At 75.0% G+C, this 17,396-nt stretch carries 19 protein-coding genes; 12 read left to right on the forward strand and 7 right to left on the reverse strand.

Features of this window, described 5'->3' with window-relative positions; translation table 11 throughout:
• Positions 1–230: 230 nt before the first annotated feature.
• Positions 231–578, reverse strand: a complete 348-nt coding sequence (locus ACZ3YL_RS17365; RefSeq protein WP_317620943.1) for a helix-turn-helix transcriptional regulator — start codon at positions 576–578, stop codon at positions 231–233.
• Positions 579–1,292: 714 nt separating this feature from the next.
• The gene (locus ACZ3YL_RS17370) at positions 1,293–2,027 is read right to left on the reverse strand and encodes a TetR/AcrR family transcriptional regulator C-terminal domain-containing protein (RefSeq protein ID WP_465658178.1); all 735 of its coding nucleotides are present in this window, start codon (positions 2,025–2,027) and stop codon (positions 1,293–1,295) included.
• A gap of 123 nt (positions 2,028–2,150) precedes the next feature.
• Between ACZ3YL_RS17370 and ACZ3YL_RS17375 the strand changes: the two genes are divergently transcribed.
• Positions 2,151–2,942, forward strand: coding sequence for an alpha/beta fold hydrolase (locus ACZ3YL_RS17375; RefSeq protein ID WP_188307614.1), 792 nt, complete (start codon positions 2,151–2,153; stop codon positions 2,940–2,942).
• 196 nt (positions 2,943–3,138) lie between these two features.
• Positions 3,139–3,306 (forward strand): hypothetical protein, encoded by a 168-nt coding sequence (locus ACZ3YL_RS17380; protein ID WP_188307615.1) that lies wholly within the window; start codon positions 3,139–3,141, stop codon positions 3,304–3,306.
• Here ACZ3YL_RS17380 and ACZ3YL_RS17385 read toward each other — a convergent pair.
• On the reverse strand, positions 3,303–3,533 hold the full coding sequence (locus tag ACZ3YL_RS17385) for a hypothetical protein (protein ID WP_188307616.1): 231 nt from the start codon (positions 3,531–3,533) through the stop codon (positions 3,303–3,305). The two genes, ACZ3YL_RS17380 and ACZ3YL_RS17385, sit on opposite strands and share 4 nt — an antisense overlap.
• A 292-nt stretch (positions 3,534–3,825) precedes the next feature.
• On the opposite strand from ACZ3YL_RS17385, the gene ACZ3YL_RS17390 reads away from it, so the two are divergent.
• Both ACZ3YL_RS17390 and ACZ3YL_RS17395 read left to right on the forward strand, forming a co-directional pair.
• Positions 3,826–4,314, forward strand: coding sequence for a GNAT family N-acetyltransferase (locus ACZ3YL_RS17390; RefSeq protein WP_188307617.1), 489 nt, complete (start codon positions 3,826–3,828; stop codon positions 4,312–4,314).
• A 115-nt stretch (positions 4,315–4,429) separates the two neighbouring features.
• The gene (locus tag ACZ3YL_RS17395) at positions 4,430–4,705 is read left to right on the forward strand and encodes a hypothetical protein (protein ID WP_465658180.1); all 276 of its coding nucleotides are present in this window, start codon (positions 4,430–4,432) and stop codon (positions 4,703–4,705) included.
• 258 nt (positions 4,706–4,963) lie between these two features.
• On the opposite strand, the gene ACZ3YL_RS17400 is transcribed toward ACZ3YL_RS17395, so the two are convergent.
• A complete protein-coding gene (locus ACZ3YL_RS17400) occupies positions 4,964–5,902 on the reverse strand; it encodes an RNA polymerase sigma factor (RefSeq protein ID WP_465658182.1) in 939 nt (312 codons plus the stop codon).
• Positions 5,903–6,312: 410 nt separating this feature from the next.
• Between ACZ3YL_RS17400 and ACZ3YL_RS17405 the strand changes: the two genes are divergently transcribed.
• The 5 genes from ACZ3YL_RS17405 (at position 6,313) to ACZ3YL_RS17425 (ending at position 10,241) form a co-directional block, all read left to right on the forward strand.
• The gene (locus ACZ3YL_RS17405; RefSeq protein ID WP_188303928.1) at positions 6,313–6,816 is read left to right on the forward strand and encodes a MarR family winged helix-turn-helix transcriptional regulator; all 504 of its coding nucleotides are present in this window, start codon (positions 6,313–6,315) and stop codon (positions 6,814–6,816) included.
• Between the two features lie 19 nt (positions 6,817–6,835).
• Positions 6,836–7,675 (forward strand): ATP-binding cassette domain-containing protein, encoded by an 840-nt coding sequence (locus ACZ3YL_RS17410; protein ID WP_188303927.1) that lies wholly within the window; start codon positions 6,836–6,838, stop codon positions 7,673–7,675.
• Positions 7,635–8,510: an ABC transporter permease gene (locus ACZ3YL_RS17415; protein WP_188303926.1), complete on the forward strand. Its 876-nt coding sequence runs from the start codon at positions 7,635–7,637 to the stop codon at positions 8,508–8,510. The genes ACZ3YL_RS17410 and ACZ3YL_RS17415 overlap by 41 nt, the downstream gene beginning before the upstream one ends.
• Before the next feature lie 127 nt (positions 8,511–8,637).
• Positions 8,638–9,171 (forward strand): pyridoxamine 5'-phosphate oxidase family protein, encoded by a 534-nt coding sequence (locus ACZ3YL_RS17420; protein WP_188303925.1) that lies wholly within the window; start codon positions 8,638–8,640, stop codon positions 9,169–9,171.
• Positions 9,172–9,284: 113 nt separating this feature from the next.
• Positions 9,285–10,241 (forward strand): helix-turn-helix transcriptional regulator, encoded by a 957-nt coding sequence (locus ACZ3YL_RS17425; RefSeq protein WP_188303924.1) that lies wholly within the window; start codon positions 9,285–9,287, stop codon positions 10,239–10,241.
• 287 nt (positions 10,242–10,528) lie between these two features.
• Here ACZ3YL_RS17425 and ACZ3YL_RS17430 read toward each other — a convergent pair whose 3' ends face one another.
• The 3 genes from ACZ3YL_RS17430 to ACZ3YL_RS17440 all read right to left on the reverse strand — a co-directional run bounded on the left by ACZ3YL_RS17430 (position 10,529) and on the right by ACZ3YL_RS17440 (position 12,837).
• Positions 10,529–12,019, reverse strand: a complete 1,491-nt coding sequence (locus ACZ3YL_RS17430; RefSeq protein ID WP_465658185.1) for an FAD-binding protein — start codon at positions 12,017–12,019, stop codon at positions 10,529–10,531.
• A 120-nt stretch (positions 12,020–12,139) separates the two neighbouring features.
• Positions 12,140–12,499 (reverse strand): hypothetical protein, encoded by a 360-nt coding sequence (locus ACZ3YL_RS17435; RefSeq protein ID WP_188303922.1) that lies wholly within the window; start codon positions 12,497–12,499, stop codon positions 12,140–12,142.
• Complete coding sequence (locus tag ACZ3YL_RS17440) at positions 12,496–12,837, reverse strand: hypothetical protein (RefSeq protein WP_465658187.1); 342 nt, start codon at positions 12,835–12,837, stop codon at positions 12,496–12,498. Before ACZ3YL_RS17440 ends, ACZ3YL_RS17435 begins: the two co-directional genes overlap by 4 nt.
• Positions 12,838–13,744: 907 nt before the next feature.
• Here ACZ3YL_RS17440 and ACZ3YL_RS17445 point away from each other — a divergent pair.
• The 3 genes from ACZ3YL_RS17445 to pgm all read left to right on the forward strand — a co-directional run bounded on the left by ACZ3YL_RS17445 (position 13,745) and on the right by pgm (position 16,828).
• The gene (locus tag ACZ3YL_RS17445) at positions 13,745–14,506 is read left to right on the forward strand and encodes a GNAT family N-acetyltransferase (RefSeq protein WP_465658189.1); all 762 of its coding nucleotides are present in this window, start codon (positions 13,745–13,747) and stop codon (positions 14,504–14,506) included.
• 59 nt (positions 14,507–14,565) lie between these two features.
• Positions 14,566–14,865 (forward strand): YciI family protein, encoded by a 300-nt coding sequence (locus tag ACZ3YL_RS17450; RefSeq protein WP_465658191.1) that lies wholly within the window; start codon positions 14,566–14,568, stop codon positions 14,863–14,865.
• Positions 14,866–15,187: 322 nt separating this feature from the next.
• Positions 15,188–16,828, forward strand: coding sequence for a phosphoglucomutase (alpha-D-glucose-1,6-bisphosphate-dependent) (pgm, locus tag ACZ3YL_RS17455; RefSeq protein WP_465658193.1), 1,641 nt, complete (start codon positions 15,188–15,190; stop codon positions 16,826–16,828).
• Positions 16,829–17,396 lie beyond the last annotated feature (568 nt).

The following is a 17,396-nucleotide window of genomic DNA, read 5'->3' on the forward strand; positions in this document are numbered from 1 at the left end:
ACCGCGGGCGTGGCGGGCGGCTCGTTCCGGCCGTTGTCGGCCGGGTCTTCGAGGGTCTGGATTCCGCTGCCCGGGCTTACCGCTGCCTGGAGGGCGGCGCCCGGGCCGGCAGGATCGTCGTCAGCGTCACCGGCTGACCCCCGGCCACCCAAGGCCCTATCCACCTAAGGCCCGGGAGCCCTGAGGCCCTGGAGGTTCGGGGCGTCAGGGCTTCGGGGGTGTCGGGGGTGTCAGGGGCAGTCGTGGGCCTCGGCGTCGGCGGCGGCCACGACTGCGGACAGTAGTCCTGGGAACCGTTCCTCCAGTTCCTCGGTGCGCAGTGTGTTCATCTTGGTGGTGCCCACGTAGTACTGGCGCAGTACCCCGGCCGCGCGCAGCACGGAGAAGTGGTGGCTGGAGGTGGAGCGCCCGACCGGCAGGTCGAAGGAGCCACAGCTCAGGTCGGCGCCCGAGTGTGCCAGGGTGCGCACCACCGAGCGCCTCGCCGGGTCGGCGAGGGCCTCCAGTACCTGCTGGACGTTCACGTCCTCCACACCGGGGTGCACGATCATCCGCGCCGCAACGCGTGCCCGTCCCACACCCACCACCCCTTCCCAAGCCTGGCCCCCGTCCCGCGTAGATCATCGTCAACGGCCGCGCACCACGCGCGACTTCACGCCCGACGCTACTACGGGACGGGGTCCTGCCACGCCGGCCGCAACACCTCCGCAACACGAACCGCGCACCCGACGCGCACGAAGGCGCCCGCGAACGCCCCCGGAATGCCCTGCGGAGGATGTACGGGGCGTCCGGCGGAGGGCGTACGGGAGCGGCCCGCGAACGCGTGCGGGAGAGGACGGCGGCGCGGCGGGCGGCGGTCGTCCCGACCGGGGCCCTGGCCTTCTGCCCGCCCGGCTTCTGTCCGCCCGGCGTTCCATGCCGCTCGGGCTCCGCTCGCCCTCGTCCCCGGCCCGTGTCCGGTGAAGTCGCCGCCGGGGCTGCCCGTTTCGCCGCTCTGGCCGGCCGCGCGCGTGTCCGTACGCCTCACCCTGGCCGGCCGTGGGGCGGGGTGGCGCCTGGTCACCGCCCACCGCCCCGCCCGCCGTGCTGCCCCCGGCTTGGCCGTTCTGGTCGCCGCCCGCGCGGCCGGCCACAGTCTGTCGTCGGGCCACGCTGCCCGGTCCTGCCACCTGCGCGCCCCGGGTCTTCACGACGGCTGCCGTACCCGCCGCCGCGCCGTGCCCGCGCCCGCCGTGGCGGCCGTAGCGGCCCCGGTTCCGGCGGGTGTCTGGCGGTGCGGCGGGTCCACGGGCTCAGTCGAGCCCGGCGGCCAGCCCGGCGGTCAGCAGTGCCAGCCCGGCGGCGAACGGTCCCCCGGGGCCCGCGCCCTGTCCGGCCTGCCCAGCCTGTTCGGTCTGTTCGGTCTGTTCGGTCTGCCACTGGACGAGGTTGGGGTAGCGGGCCGGGTCGATGCCCGGCATCCCGCCGCCGTCCCCGTCGCCGTCCGTGTCCCTGTCGCCGTTCTGGTTTCCGGTCTGTTCCTGGAGGACGAACCCGATCACGTAGCTGGTCACCGCGTGTCCCAGTACGGCCGCTTGTCCCAGTGTCAGCCCCTGGGAGCGCATCAGTGCAAGCCCTTCCTCCACTGCCCCCAGCGTCGCCGTCCCCGGCACCAGGTACCCCGAGACCAGCCGTGCCCCGTCCCGGCGTCCCAGCAGTGCCGCCCGCAGCCGGTGCGCGAACGCCTGCGTGTGCCCCGCCCAGCCTTCCTCCGTCCAGCCTTTCTCCGCCCAGTCCGCGTCCGTGTCCGTCTCGCCGTCGGGCCCGTCGCCGTCGGGCCTGTTGTTGCCGGTTGTGGTGAACGCCGGCGCCACCACGGCGTCCGCCATCGCCGCCAGCAACTCCCGTTTGCTGCGCACGTGCCAGTACAAAGCCCCGGGTGCCACCCCCAGGCGCTCGGTCAGCGCCCGGGTCGTCAGCCGTTCCAGCCCCACCTCGTCCAGCAGGTCCAGAGCGGCGCGGATGACGTCATCACGATGCAGTGCCATGGGACTTGAGCTTAGCTCAGGTCATCTGCCTATGATCGACCCGAGCATTGCTCAAGTACGCCGGACCCGGCTGCCGGGCCGGGCTGTTCACCGCTGCCACGACACACACCGGGGGGATGGGACATGGGCGAGTACGTGAGGGTGAACGGGCTGCGCACCTACTGTGAGATCCAGGGCGAGGGCGACCCCGTCGTCCTGCTCCACGGCGCGGGGGTGAGCGCCGACAGCTGGTATGCCCAGATTCCCGCGCTGGCTGCCCGCTTCCGCGTCCACGCCCCCGAACGCCGCGGCCACGGTCGCACCCCCGATGTCGAGGGCCCCGTCACCGGCGATCTGATGGCCCAGGACACCATCGCCCTCCTGGAGACCCTCGCCACGGGCCCGGTCCATCTGGTCGGCTGGAGCGCCGGTGTCACCGTCGCCCTGCACACGGCGTTGCGCCGTCCTGATCTGGTGCGCCGGCTCGTCCTGATCAGCGGTGGCGTCAGCCGTGACGGGGCCACCGCGGCCGACCTCGCGATCCTGGAGGACACCGAACGTCTGGAGGCGATGTTCCGCTCCCAGCACGAGCGGCTCTGCCCGGACGGCCCTGGCCATTTCCCTGTCGTCTTCGCCAAGTGGCTGACGATGTGGCGCGAGGAGCCCGACATCGGCCTCGCGGCGCTGGCCGCTTTGCCGATGCCCGTCCTGGTCATGCAGGGCGATGACGACGGCGTGCGTATCTCCCACAGCGCGGCGATGGCCGCCGCCGTCCCCCACGGCCAGCTCGCCGTGCTGCCCGGCACCTCCCACACCGCGCCGCTGGAAAAGCCCGACCTGGTCAACCGGCTCCTGCTGGACTTCCTCACCGAAGCGCACCCGCCGGCCCGGCACTTCCCCCTGGGCGCCCTCGCGGACGCCCGGGAGCCTGGCTGACAAACCGCCGCCCGGCGGGCCCGGGCGGGTCACGGCCCTCGAACTGGCCACCGACACCCCCACCGACCTCACCCCGCTCGCCACCGCCCCCGCACTGCGCGCCCTGGACCTCTCCCGGGCCGGGATACGGGACCCGGCCGTCCTCGCGCAGCTGCCGGGCCTGCGCTGCCTGGCGCTGACCGCCCGCCAGTGGGACGTGCTGCTGGAGCGGGACGCGGTGCCGCCCGCGCTGGCGGCCGCGCGTCTGGCCGAGCGCGACGTCTCCCGGGCGCGGGCGCTGTCCTGGGCGGCGCGCCTGGGCCTGCCCGCGGGGGAGCCCCTGAGCGCCGGTGGCACGCTCGGCCCGTGCTCCGGCGCGGGCTAGGAGTAGTACTTGTGCAGGTCGTCGCAGGCCATGCCGGTGGCGTGGTGGACGGCGCGGCTGGAGTAGGTCGTGCGCAGCTGGGCGGCCTGGCGGGTGCGTTCCAGCTCGACCAGCAGGCCCGCGTCCTCGCAGTGGGAGCCGCGGGCCCGTTCCCGGCGGGCCAGGTGGACGCTGATGACCACGATGGCGCCGGCCAGCACGGCCGGCAGGAAGATGACGGTGCCCATGTGTCCCCCCAGGACGGCTCCGTTCGGGAGCGGCGAGGGCCCCGGTCGGGGGCCGTGCGCAGATCCTTGCACGGAACATTTCCGGGCGGCGGGCATCTGAGCGGATCTTGAGCCCGCGCCGCGCCGCAGTGTGGCCGTGCCCCTGCGTCCGGGGCCCGTATCCCCGCGGCGCCCGCCCGCCGGGCGGACACGGCCCCGGCCGGCAGGGCGAAACCCCTTGGACGGCACGGGGAGCGGCTTGCTGGAATAGGCGCAGGGCCACGGCCGGAGACGATGCGCAGGGGGTGCGGCGATGACCGGGATCAGGCCGGCGCTGACGGTACGCGCCCTCACCGACGCGGACCTGCCCTCCTGCGGCTGGTCCGGCTCCGCGAAGCACGTGCGCGACCTCGTCCGCCAGGTCCGCCGCGCCGAGAGCGGCGAGATCGACTACCTGGCGGCGTGCACCCCGGACGGGCACCCGGTGGCGCTGTGTGGCATCGACTACGCGTCCGCGCCCGGCGCCGGCATCCTGTGGCAGCTCGGCGTCCACCCGGACCTACGCTCCCGCGGGATCGGTACCCTGCTGATCCGCGCCGCCGAGCGGCGGATCGCCGCCCGGGGCCTGGGCCGCGCCGAGCTCGCCGTCGAGGAGGACAACCCGCGTGCCCGCGCGCTCTACGAACGCCTGGGCTACGGGGCCTTCGGCCGCGCACCCGACTCCTGGGACGTGGAGGACGCGGACGGCACGCTCCACCGCCACGAGACGATGTGCACACTGATGCGCAAACCCCTTCCCTGACACCGCACTTCGAGACTTCCGCGCCTTCCGGGGCCTTCGAGGCCTTTGTGGCCGGGGCGAGCGCGGCCCGGCCGTCGCCGCTCTCGTCCTCCAACGCTCCCGCGCCCACGAAAACATGGCCACCCGCCACTGCGACCACGGCCCGTACGTCGTCCCCGCCGACGCCGACGCCGACGCCGACGCCGGGGCCAGTGGGCTGAGCGCGTCCGGCGGCCACCGCTGCGCCCGCCTGGACGTCGCCCTCACCACTCTGGAGGGCTTGCGCCGTTCCGCCGGCGGCGCCGGATATCCGGGCGGGCCCCGCCCGGACCGGCCCCGCCCGGACCGCCGGCTGCCCGGGGCCGGTGGCATCCGCCGGCGCCGCCGGCAGTTCGCCCGGCGTGTGCCGTGATGTCCCGCGGATCGCGCAGACGTGCCCGGCGGTGGCGGTCACGCGGTGCGCGGCCTGGGGCGCCGCACGGGTGATCTGCGCGCCGGGACCCCGCGACGCCCCGGAGACGAACCACACGCCCGCGCTCTCCGCCACCCCCCCCCCGGGCCCCGGGCCGAGGGGCCGACGGCGGGTCCTGGCGTCGGGAGCGGGGATAGGGGCGGGGGAGCGGGAAGCCGGCGGGGCCGGGGTCCCGCGCGCGGCGGCGCACCGGCGGGGTCACCGGCCGCCCACGCGCCCTGTGACCGCTACCTGGAGCGCCTCAGCCTGGTCTTCGACGGCGGCGCCGTGCGCGACACCGCCCCCCTCACCGTCCCCGCCCGGAAGCGCAGCCGCCTGCGCGGCGCCCGCTTCGTCCCCGTGGGCGAACTCGCGCGGCACATGGCCCCCTCCCAGACCGCCCGCACCGCCGAGGCCCTGACCGGCCGGGCCCTGCCCCTCCTCCTCCACGGCCGGCGCCCCGACGGACCGGCCGGCCAGCCACCAGCAGGCCGTCAACACCCCTGCCAGGGCCGCCAGGACGTACGGCGGTCCGACCCGGAAGGCGGCGGCGAGGAGCAGCGGGACGACGGGTGCCACCAGGGCGGTCCCCACGGTCGTGCAGCCGCCTTCCGGGTCGTCGGCCACCACCGTCGCCTCGTCCACGGCGCAGCCCAGCGCGGCCAGTTCGGCGACGCACCTGCGCGCTCGCAGGGCGTGGACGCGGGCGGTCGCCGGGCGGCAGCCCAACTGCTCGGCGATCTCGGTGAAGTCCCAGCCCAGCACGTACCGCAGGTAGGCCACCTGCTGCCGGCGCCGCTGCGGCATCCGCCGGATGAACGCGGTGACCTCCCGTGCGGCGGCGAAGTCCTCGGCCCCGGCCGCCGGTGCGGCCGTGCTCCAGCGCACCGCGCCCTGCTCGGCGTGGAGCGCCGGCTCCCCGTGCGCCCGGCGTGCCGCCGCCGGGACGCAGCGGGCCACCCGGCGCCGGACCACGGTGTGCAGCCACGCCCACGGCGACCTGACACTCTCCCAGACCCGCAGCGCCTCCTCGAAGGTGTCCTGCACGATCGCCTCCACGTCGGCGTCACGCCCGGACAGCCCCAGCTCGCCGGCCTGGCGGCGCGCCGCGCGCAGCAGCCGCCCGCGGTACAGCCGGTACGCCTCCTCGAACGCCATCGCGGCCTCCCCGCTCACCGCGCACCACCGGTCGCCCCCGCCGCCCCGGCCGCCCCGGCCGCCTGCGCCGCTCGGGCCGCCTGCGCCGCTCGGGCGTCGGCCTCGGCCCGTACCGACCGGGCGCGGGCGCGTGGCGGCAAACACCGGGCGAGGGCGGCGGCGACCTTCGGCACGGCGGGTGCGGCGGGTGCGGCGCCGGGCGGCGCCAGGGTCACGGGGTCCGTCATGGGGTGGGCCTTCCGGTGGGCTCCCGCCCTCGGCGGGCTCCCGGTCCGGGCGCCTGGGCGGCTGCCCGGAAGTGGCGTCAGCGGGCCCGGGCGTTTACCGCCCGGGCCCCGATCCTCCCGCGCGTCCACTGCCGGTGTCCGCCCCCTCGACAGATACCTCTCACTGAGAGCTAAAATTGGGGCATGGCCACGGGAACGGCACGAGCCCCCGAAAGACGCGACGACGACACCCCCGACGCGGCCCTCGCCGACGAGTTCTCCGCCCTCCTCGTCGGCATCCAGCGCCTGCTGCGCCGCCGCCTGCGCCGCCGCCTCGAACAGCCCCGGCTGCGCGGCGCCCAGGTGGAACTGCTGCGCCTGGTCACCCACACCCCCGGCCTGCGGATCTCCGAGGCCGCCGAGGAACTGTGCCTGGCCGGCAACTCCGTCTCCACCCTGGTCAACCAGCTCGTCGCCCAGGACCTGCTGCGCCGCGAACCGGACCCCGCCGACCGCCGGGCCGCGCTGCTGTACGCGACCGAGGCCGCCGGGCAGCGGATCGAGGCCTGGCGCGCGCGGCGCCGCGCCCTGATGGGCGAGCTGGTCGCGGGCCTGCCCGAGCCGGACCGGGCCGCGCTGGCGGCCGCCCTGCCCGCCCTGCAGAAGGTCGCCGAGGGCCTGCGCGCCCTGCCCGAGGAGGAAGCGTGACGAGCCCCGAGGAGGAAGCGTGACGAGCCAGGAGCAGGCCGTGGTGTGCCAGGGCCTGGAGTACAGCTTCACCCACGGCCGCGGCAGGACCACCCGGGCCGTGGACGGCATCGACCTGACCGTGCGCACCGGCGAGGTGTTCGGCCTGCTCGGGCCCAACGGCGCGGGCAAGACCACCACGATCCGCGCGATCACCACCCTGCTGCCGGCCGGCGCCGGCATGGTGCGTGTCTTCGGCCACGACGCCGCCCGCCGCCCGATGGAGGTGCGCCGCCTGCTCGGCTACGTGCCCCAGCAGCTGTCCGCCGAGGCCGGGCTGACCGGACGCGAGAACGTCGCCCTGTTCGCCCGGGTCTTCGACGTGCCCCGCGCCGAACGCGCCCGGCGCGTCGCCCAGGCCCTGGCCGCCGTCGACCTCACCGACGCCGCCGACCGGATGGCCGCCACCTACTCCGGCGGCATGGTGCGCCGCCTCGAACTCGCCCAGGCCCTGGTCAGCGCCCCGCGCCTGCTGGTCCTGGACGAACCCACCATCGGCCTGGACCCGATCGCCCGCACCGGCGTGTGGGAGCGCGTCGACGCCGTGCGCCGGGCCACCGGCATGACCGTCCTGGTCACCACCCACTACATGGACGAGGCCGACCGCCACTGCGACCGCATCGCCCTGATGGACCGCGGCCGCATCCGCGCGCTCGGCACCCCCGCCGAACTCAAGGCCCGGGTACGGGAAGAGGGCCGGGACGAGCCCACCCTGGACGACGTGTTCCGCCACTTCGCCGGCCGCGACCTGGCCGACGCCACGGAAGGAGACTTCGGCGATGTCCGCCGTACCCGCCGCACGGCCAACCGCGTCGGCTGAACCCCCCGCCGACACCCCCGGGCCCACCCCCGACCTCGACCTGCTGCTGGTGCCCCCGCGCGCCCGCACCGGCTGGCGCCTGGTGCCCGCCCGGGTCGGCGCGATGTGCGCGGTGGAACTGCAGAAGCTGCGCCACGACCGCACCGAGCTCTACACCCGCGCCGTCCAGCCCGCCCTGTGGCTGCTGATCTTCGGCGAGACCTTCACCCGCCTCAAGGCGATACCCACCGGCGGCATCCCCTACCTCGACTACCTGGCGCCGGGCATCATCGCCCAGTCCGCGATGTTCATCGCGATCTTCTACGGCATCATGATCATCTGGGAGCGGGACTCCGGAGTCCTCACCAAACTGCTGGTCACCCCCACCCCGCGCGCCGCCCTGGTCACCGGCAAGGCCTTCGCCGCCGGCGTCAAAGCCGTCCTGCAGGCCGTCGTCGTGGTGCTGATCGCCGCCGTCCTGGGCGTCGCGATGACCTGGAACCCGCTGCGCCTGCTCGGGGTGGTGGTCGCGGTACTGCTCGGCTCGGCGTTCTTCTCCTGCCTCTCGATGGCCATCGCCGGGATCGTGCTCACCCGCGACCGGCTGATGGGCATCGGCCAGGCGATCACCATGCCGCTGTTCTTCGGCTCCAACGCCCTCTACCCGGTCGACCTCATGCCGGGCTGGCTGCAGGCCGTCAGCAAGGCCAACCCGCTCAGCTACCAGGTCGACGCGCTGCGCGGCCTGCTCATCGGCACCCCCTCCCACCTGCCGCTGGACTTCGCCGTCCTGGCCGCCGCCACGGTCGCGGGCATCGCGGCGGCCTCCGCCCTGCTGGGACGCCTGGCCCGCTGAGACCCGCCCGGCGAACAGCGACGGCGAAAGACGACAGAAGGTGTCGGGTTCCGGCGGGACAGTGAGGGCGACCGGCCGGCGCCGCGGTGGCGCCGGCCCGGACCACGCACCGGCAAAGGACCCCCTCATGCGCGAAACCCCCGACGACCTGCGGCGCCTCCAGGCCCTCCTGGACGCCTCCCTCGCCCGCTCCACGGCGCACCTGCGCTCGATCATCAGCGGCGAGCGCGCCCTCACCGCCGGACAGCTCACCGGCGTGCTCACCGGGATGTGCACGCTCGCGCTGTCCACCGTCACGGCCACCGGCGAGCCGCGGATCAGCGGCGTGGACGGGCACTTCCTGCACGGCCGCTGGCACTTCGGCACCGCGCGCACCGCCGCCAAGGCCCGCCACCTCGCCGCCCGGCCCGCCGTCAGCGCCGCGCACCTGCGCGGGGAGGACCTGGGCGTGTTCACCCACGGCACGGTGGAGACCCTCAACCCGCACGGCGGGAAGCCGGCCGCCGACTGGCCCGAACTGCTCGCCCACTTCCGGGACTTCTACGGCGCGGACGCCTTCGACTGGGACCACGACGTCGTCTACTACCGGCTGCACCCGCACTGGATGGCCGCCTTCGCCGCCGACCCGGCCGCACTCGGCTCGGCGGCCCACCAGGCGTGAGCGCGCCGCACGCCACCGGCTGACGCACCGGCTGACGCACCGGCTGACGCCCACGGCCGGCGTGCGGCGACAATGGCGGCTGCCGACAGAGGGACGCGAGGAAGGAGGAGCGGGTGCGGGCGAGCCGGGCCATCGCGCTGCTGCTGCTCCTGCAGACCCGGCGCACCATGACCGCCGCCGCACTCGCGGCCGAACTGGAGGTCTCCGAACGCACCGTGCAGCGCGACATCGCCGCCCTGGCCGAGGCCGGGGTGCCGGTGTACGCGGAGCGCGGGCGCGCCGGCGGCTACCGCCTCGTCGACGGCTACCGCACCCGCCTCACCGGCCTGGAGCGCGCCGAGGCCGCCGTCCTGCACCTGGCCGGACTGCCCGGCCCGCTGCGCGAGATGGGCCTGGCCGGGCAGGCCCTGGCCGCCCGGCTCAAGGTCGCCGCCGCCCTGGGCGAGGCCCCCGCGGCCGCCGTCCAGCGCTTCCACCTCGACGCCCCGGCCTGGTTCCGCGACGCCCCCACCCCGCCGCTGCTCGCCGAGGTCTCCCGCGCCGTGTGGCAGGACCGCGTCCTGGACGCCCGCTACGCCTCCCGCGGCTCCACCCGCCGCCGGCGCCTGGAACCGTACGGCCTGGTCCTCAAGGCCGGCCAGTGGTACCTCGCGGCGCGCGGGCCCGGCGGCCGCATCGCCTCCTACCGCGTCGACCGCTTCGAGAGCGCCGAGGCGAGCGACGAACACTTCGACCGCGACCCGCAGTTCGACCTCGCCCGGTACTGGGAGGAGGCGGCCCGCGCGTTCACCCGCGCCCTGCTGCGCGAACGCGCCCTGGTACGGCTGAGCCCGCCGGCCGTCGAACACCTGGCCGTCCTGCTGGAGCCCACCGCCGCCGCCGACGCCCTCGCCACCGCCGGCCCCCCGGACGCCGACGGCTGGATCACCGTCACCCTGGCGCTGGAGACCTGGGACATCGGCTACCACGAACTCCTGCGCTTGGGCCCCGAAGCCGAAGTCCTCCAACCGCCCCACCTGCGCGCCCGCCTCGCCGAGGCCACCCGCCGCGCCGCCGCCCTCTACACCTGAGCGGCCCGCCGCCCGCCGGGCGCCCCGCACGGTCCCGCGCTGGAAAGGGGACGCGCGCAACCCGGGCCCCGGCCACCCCCCGCGGGAGGGGGCTGTGGAGGAGGGGGCCAGGCGGTGGCGGTGGCTATGGGGGAGGGGCCAGGCGGTGGCGGTGGCTATGGGGGAGGGGCCGGGCGGTGGCGGGGGATGTGAGGGAGGGCGCCGCCGCCTGCCCGCGCCTGGCCGGCGGCGGCCCCATCCCCCGGGGGCCCGGCCCGCCCACCGGCCCCCAGCCGATCGGGCGGGCGTCAGGAGGTGTGGATGCCCTGCCCGGGCGCCAGGATCCCCGCCGGGTCGAAACGCCGCTTGGCCCGCTGCACCCGCTCCCACAGCCCCCCGTAGTGCCGCGCCCAGTCCGCGCCCGTCATCCCCGGCACCGCCCCGATCAGGTACCGCTTGCCGCCCAGCTGGACCGCCCGCTCGTACAGCCGCCGGTTGCGCTCCAGCATCCCCGCGACGTCCGCGCCCGGCGAGGGGAAGGCCAGCAGGTCGAAGTGCCAGCCCACCCGCTCCCCCGGCAGCACCGCCAGCGGGGTGCGCACCCGCTCCCGTGCGTACGGGTAGAACAGCAGCAGCCCCGCCCCCAGGTCCTCGGCCGTCAGCAGCGCGGCCGCCTCCCGCATGAACACCCCCGCCGTCGACGCCGGCAGGAACAGGCTCAGCCACGGCTTGGGCAGCCCCCACAACCCGGCCGAGCGCAGGTACCCGGCGAAGGCGTCCACCCGGAACGCGTACTCCCGCCAGCCCTGCTCCACCACCCGCGTCTCGCCCGCCACCGGGCTCAGCCCCGCCAGCAGCGCCTCCCGGTCCACCGCCCGCCCCGCGGCCCCGTACGCGACCAGCTCCGCCGTGTACCGCCACCGCCCGCCGTCCGCGCTGCGCACCACGTTGCCGACCTGGAGGTCGAACCGGCCCGTGGCCAGCACCCTCTGCTGGTCCACCAGGTAGGCGTCCAGGTCGTCGTAGGCCAGGGTGAACACGGTGGAGCGCTCCGGCGCCGGCACCAGCGCCAGGGTGGCCCGCACGATGATCCCCGCCTGCCCGCCGCCGCCCAGCACCGCCTCGAACAGCTCCCGGTCGCGCTCGCGCGAGGCCGTCACCAGCTCACCCGTACCGGTCACCACCTCCACCTCCCGCACCGTGTCCGTCTGCAGGCCGTAATGCTGCACCGCCGCGCCGATGCCGCCCACGCTCAGCGTCCCGCCCACCGACAGGTGCAGGTAGTCCGTCAGCACCGGCGGCACCCAGCCGATGGCCAGGCCCGCCTCCACCAGCTGCGCCCAGGTCGCGCCGGCCTCCACCACGGCCCGGCCGGGCGTGAGGGAGACGACTGCGGCCAGGCCGCGGGCGTCGATCGCGATGCCGCCGCGGGGGTTGGCCTGGCCGTAGCTGGAGTGCGACTCCAGCCCGGCCGCGCCCAGCGCCGCCGCGTCCCCGCTCTGCCCGTTGACGGCAACCGGGATGCGGTGACGGGCGGCGAAGGCCACCGTCTTCTGCACGTCGCGCACCGAGGCGGGGCGCAGCACGGCGCGCGGCGCGGCGGTGACCAGGTGCCCGAAGTCGCCGGAGAACCGTTCCAGGCCCTCTCCCGCGAGCGTCACCGTGCCCTCCATCGCGGGCAGTTCGGCGACGCCGGCGCCCGGCTCGGCGGCCCAGGCACGGGCGGCGGTGTTCCAGCCGACGACGGCGGCGCCGGCGCCGGCGATCAGGGCGCGACGGGACAGGCCTGACCTGCTCATCTCGGGGTTTCTCCGATCAGTCGTCAAATAGGGATTGTTGTACCGCAACCATCCCGCGGACGCCTACCGCACCGCATGCCCCTCCCGCCGCTGCTGTCCCCCCCTGGCCCTCCCGTCCCCCTAGCCCTCCTGCGCGTTCTGCCCCTCCTGCTCGTCCTGTTCGTCCAGGCGCCGCAGTGCGCTCAGCGCGTACTCCGCGTACCGGTCCTGGTACCAGGGCCCGCCCGGGGGGATGTGCGCCGCCGCCTCCAGGGCCTCGCGCAGCAGCGCGCGCCGCGCCTCGGGCAGGTGGGCCAGGCGTGGCTGGTAACTGAGGCCCAGCAGGGCCTGGGTGAGCTTGGAGGCGTGGACGTGCGGGGTGACGGCGAACAGGATCCGGTAGACCCGCATCGCCTCCTCGCCCTCCAGTTCCCACCGGTTGCGGCTCAGCAGCCGCACCCGCGCCCACAGCACCAGGTCCTCGTGCGGGCGGGGCGTCACCGGCTCGCCTGGCCGAGCCGGCGCTCGATCTCGCGGAGTTCGGCCACGGTGTGGTCCCATATTCGGCGTTGGTGGGTGGGGGCGTCGGCCGGGATGCGGGTGCTGGCGGCCCTTGCTTCTTCCAGGAGGGCTTGCTGTGCTCCGGGTGTCCGGGTCGTCTGCGGGCTGTTCTCGCTCAGGCTCCGCAGCACGTAGGCGAGTTTGTAGGCGTGGATGTGGGGGCTGACCGTGAAGAGGATCCGGTATACCGTCAGGCCTTCTTCGCCGTCGAGGATCCGTTCGTTGTGGCTCATCAGCCGTACCCGCGCCTTCAGTACCAGGTCTGTGTGCACGCTCATCTCCGGTGTCCTCCTTCGTCGTTGTCTCTCCCGCGCCCCGTCCCCCTTCGTGCCGGCGTCAGGGCGCGACGGGCCGCGCGCCGGCCGCCCGGTCGAGCGGGCGCCGGCGCGTGGGCCGTGGAGGGGGGAGTGGGGTGTCGCACGAGTGTGGGGTGTATGCGGGGGCCTGGGCAAGGCGGAGGAAGGGTGTGCTGGGTCCTACCGCAACCGTTGCCTGACCTGGCAGGATTGGGGTCGGCACCCTCCCGGGGCCGGGGCGGGAAGACCTGTTGCGCCCCCGGGGTCCCGCGTGGCGCGCCGGCCGCGGATCACGCCGGCGCGGTGCGGCGGGAGCGGGGGGCGGGCCGTGGCCACCAGCGGCAGTCGTCAACGCCCCCGCCCGCGCGCGTTCGGCTGCTGTTTCGGCTGTCGCCCGGCGCGCTGAGCGTCCCCGTCCTCCCCGCGGGCCCTTCCCCGCGCGTCCTCCCCGCGGGCCCTTCCCCACGGGCCCTTTCCCCGCGGGGCCTGCCCGCGCGTCCTGCCCGCGGGTCCTGCCTGCGGGTCCTTCCCTGCGGGTCCTTTCTGCGGGGCCTGCCTGCGGGTGCTTTCTGCGGGTCCTTTCCGCTTTCCGTGGGTCTTTCCCTGGGCGGGGAGGGATTCGCGGTGTGGGTATGGGTGTTGATGTGTCCCTGGGGGTGGGCTGGGTGTTGGGGAGGCGAAGGGTCTGTCGAGTGCCGGTTGTGGTTGTGGTGGTTCGAATCCGTCTTGGTCCGTTTCTGCCGCGGGTCCTGGGTGTCACTCCTGGGGTCCGGTAGTGCAGGGGATGGCGTGGAAGCGGAGTTGCTCTGGCGCCTTTGGGGGGTGGCCTAGTCGCCTTGTGTTGAATTGGTGTGTGGTGGTGGGTCAATTCCGGGTTACGGTGGGCATCATGACAACCGGAACCACCGCTGCCGACCGCAGTGCCGTCCTGGCTCGGGTGCCGGCGCTCCAGGCCTGTAACTCTGCTGCTTTCTGGAGTGCCACGGGCCGGGCCCGGGGGCATGAGGTGATCCGGCGCTCCGGTTTCGTCGCGGTCGACGGTGGCCGGCGTGCCGGTCTGCGGGTCCTGATCCAGGGGCCTGGCCTGGATGGGGGTGAGCTGGCCGAGCTGGGTGAGCTGGCTCGCCGGGCGGCGGGCCCGGTCAACGTCGAGGACCCGTTCGGTGCCACCGATCTGGGTCGGTTGGGTCTGCGCAGTTGGCAGATGCCGATCATGCTGCGCTTGCCGGGGCCTGTCGGTGTATCGGTGGCGGATGTGGTTCGGGTTGAGCGGCCTGAGGACCTCCAGGCGGCTGAGCGGGTGGTGATCGAGGGCTTCGAGTTGACCGGTTTCGAGCCGTATCGCCGTGGGGAGCTGTTCCCGGCGGCGTTGGTCGCGCAGCCGGGCGTGGATGTGTTCCTCGCCTGGTGTGATGGTGTGGCTGCGGGAGCGTGTGTGCGGGTGGTGCGCGAGGGTGTCGGCAGCCATTACTGGGTCGCCGCGTCGCCGGCTTTTCGTTCGCGCGGCGTGGGCCGGGCCGTCATGCTCGCTTCCCTCGCCGGTCTGGCGGACCTGCCGCTCACCCTTACTGCCTCGAAGTTGGGCCGGCCGTTGTACGAGTCGCTGGGCTACACCGCTGTGACGCCCTCGACCTGGTGGGCCTCGCGGTGAACCCCGGGAGCGCCGCCGGTTCCTCGGGGGGCCGGGTGCCGTGGCGTTAGCCTGACGGCATGTTCGTACTGGAGTTGACGTACACCGCCCCGATGGAGCGGATCGACGAGGCGCTCGCGCAGCACGTGCGGTGGCTGAAGGGCCATTACGCGGCGGGTACCTTCCTGGCCTCCGGGCGCAAGGTGCCGCGCGACGGCGGGGTGATCCTGGCGGCCGGGCAGGACCGGGGTGCGATCGAGGCGCTGGTGGCCACCGACCCGTTCGTGCGGCTGGGGCTGGCCGAGTACCGGGTGACGGAGTTCCTGGCCACCGTCACCGCCCCCGCGCTGGAGGCCTACCGCCAGCAGCTGCCCGCCTGAGCCCGGCCCGCCCGCCCGCACGGGCCCGGACTGCCTGGCCGGGCCCGTGTTGCCCGCTCTGGACCGGGCCGCCCGCCCGGGCCCGGGTTGCCCGCTCTGGACCGGGCCGCCCGCCCGGGCCCGGGTTGCCTGTCCGGGCCGCCCGCCCGCACGGGCCTGGGTTGCCTGTCCGGGCCCGTGTTGCCTGTCCGGGTGGTTCGGGCTTCGCCGTGTGCTCCGGACGGGCCCGCGCGGTTCGGGGCAGGGTCGTGTTCTGGCTACGATCGGTGAGCGCGGGGCGAGGACGTAACGCGGGTTTCGTGGATTCGGCGGGAGAAGACGGATGGCACACGTACGGGCCGGGCAGCCGGCGCAGCCGGGGGATCTGGTGGACGTGGCGCGGCTGGTGACGGCTTATTACGCGTTGCGGCCGGATCCGCAGGAGGTGGGGCAGCGGGTGGCGTTCGGGACTTCGGGGCACCGGGGTTCGTCGTTGGATGCGGCGTTCAATGAGGACCATATCGCGGCGACCACGCAGGCGATCTGTGAGTACCGGGCCGAGCAGGGTGTGGGGGGTCCGTTGTTCCTGGGTGCGGACACGCATGCGTTGTCGGAGCCGGCGAAGGCGACGGCGCTGGAGGTGCTGGCGGCCAATGGTGTGCAGGTGCTGATCGACGCGGTGGACGGTTACACGCCCACTCCGGCGGTCTCGCATGCCATCCTGGCGCACAACCGGCGCAGTCCCCGGGCGCTGGCTGACGGCATTGTGGTCACTCCTTCGCACAACCCGCCGCGTGACGGGGGCTTCAAGTACAACCCGCCCAGTGGCGGTCCGGCTGGTTCCGAGGCCACGGGCTGGGTCCAGGACCGTGCCAACGAGCTGATCCGTGAGGGCCTGCGCGGGGTGAGGAAGGTTCCGTACGCGCGGGCGTTGGCCGCGGCCACCACCGGGCGGTACGACTTCCTGGGCGGCTATGTCGAGGACCTGCCCTCGGTGCTGGACCTGGACGCGGTGCGGGCGGCGGGTCTGCGTATCGGTGCGGACCCGCTGGGCGGTGCCTCGGTGGCCTACTGGGGGCGTATCGCCGAGGCCTACCGCCTGGACCTGACCGTGGTCAACCCGGTGACCGATCCGACCTGGCGGTTCATGACGCTGGACTGGGACGGCAAGATCCGTATGGACTGTTCCTCGCCGGCGGCGATGGCCTCGCTCATCGGCCGCAAGGACGAGTACCGGATCGCCACGGGCAACGACGCCGATGCCGACCGGCACGGCATCGTCACTCCCGACGGGGGCCTGATGAACCCCAACCACTACCTGGCGGTGGCTGTCGACTACCTCTACCGTCACCGTGCCGACTGGCCCGCCGATGCCGCTGTCGGCAAGACGCTGGTCTCCTCCTCGATGCTCGACCGTGTCGCCGCGGGGCTGGGCCGCACCCTGGTGGAGGTCCCGGTCGGCTTCAAGTGGTTCGTCGACGGCCTGTTGGAGGGCTCGATCGCCTTCGGTGGGGAGGAGAGCGCCGGTGCTTCCTTCCTGCGCCGCGACGGCGGGGTGTGGACCACCGACAAGGACGGCATCCTGCTGGCCCTGCTCGCCGCCGAGATCACCGCTGTCACCGGCGCCACTCCCAGCGCCCGTTACCGTGAACTGACCGAGCGTCACGGCGCGCCCGCCTACGCCCGCGTCGACGCTCCCGCCGACCGTGAGCAGAAGGCCCGTCTGGCCCGCCTGGCCCCCGAGCAGGTCAGCGCGGGGCAGCTCGCCGGCGAGAAGATCACCGCGGTGCTCTCCCACGCCCCCGGCAACGGGGCGGCCATCGGCGGCCTGAAGGTGTGCACCGACAACGCCTGGTTCGCCGCCCGGCCCTCGGGCACGGAGGACGTGTACAAGATCTACGCGGAGTCGTTCCTGGGCGCCGGGCACCTGGGCCGGGTGCAGGAGGAGGCCCGCGCCCTGGTGGGCGAGGTCCTCGGGGCCTGAGCGGTGCGGGCCCGCGCCGGGGATGGGTTTGCGCGGCGCGGGCCCGGCCGGCGCGAACGCCCCTACCGGCCCCGGCTCGGGCGGTCAGCCCCGTACCCGAGCCCGTACCCGAGCCCGTACCCGAGCCGGGGCCGGGGCCGGGGCCGGAGCCTGGGGCTGGGGCTGGGGCTGGGGGCGGGGGCGGGGCGCGGGGAGGTGTCCCCGGCCCCGGTGCGGGCGGTCAGGCCCGTACCCGTACCCGAGCCGGGGCCTGGGCCTGGGCCGGAGCCTGGGGCTGGGGCCGGGCACCTGGGCCGGGTGCAGGAGGAGGCCCGTGCCCTGGTGGGCGAGGTCCTCGGGGTCTGAGCGGTGCGGGCCCGCGTCGGGGATGGGTTTGCGCGGCGCGGGCCCGGCCGGCGCGAACGCCCCTACCGGCCCCGGTGCGGGCGGTCAGCCCCGTCCCCGAGCCGGGGCCGGAGCCGGAGCCGGGGCCTGGGCTGGGGCCGGGCACCTGGGCCGGGTGCAGGAGGAGGCCCGTGCCCTGGTGGGCGAGGTCCTCGGGGTCTGAGCGGTGCGGGCCCGCGTCGGG

It is taken from the genome of Kitasatospora sp. NPDC023176 (assembly GCF_055560495.1).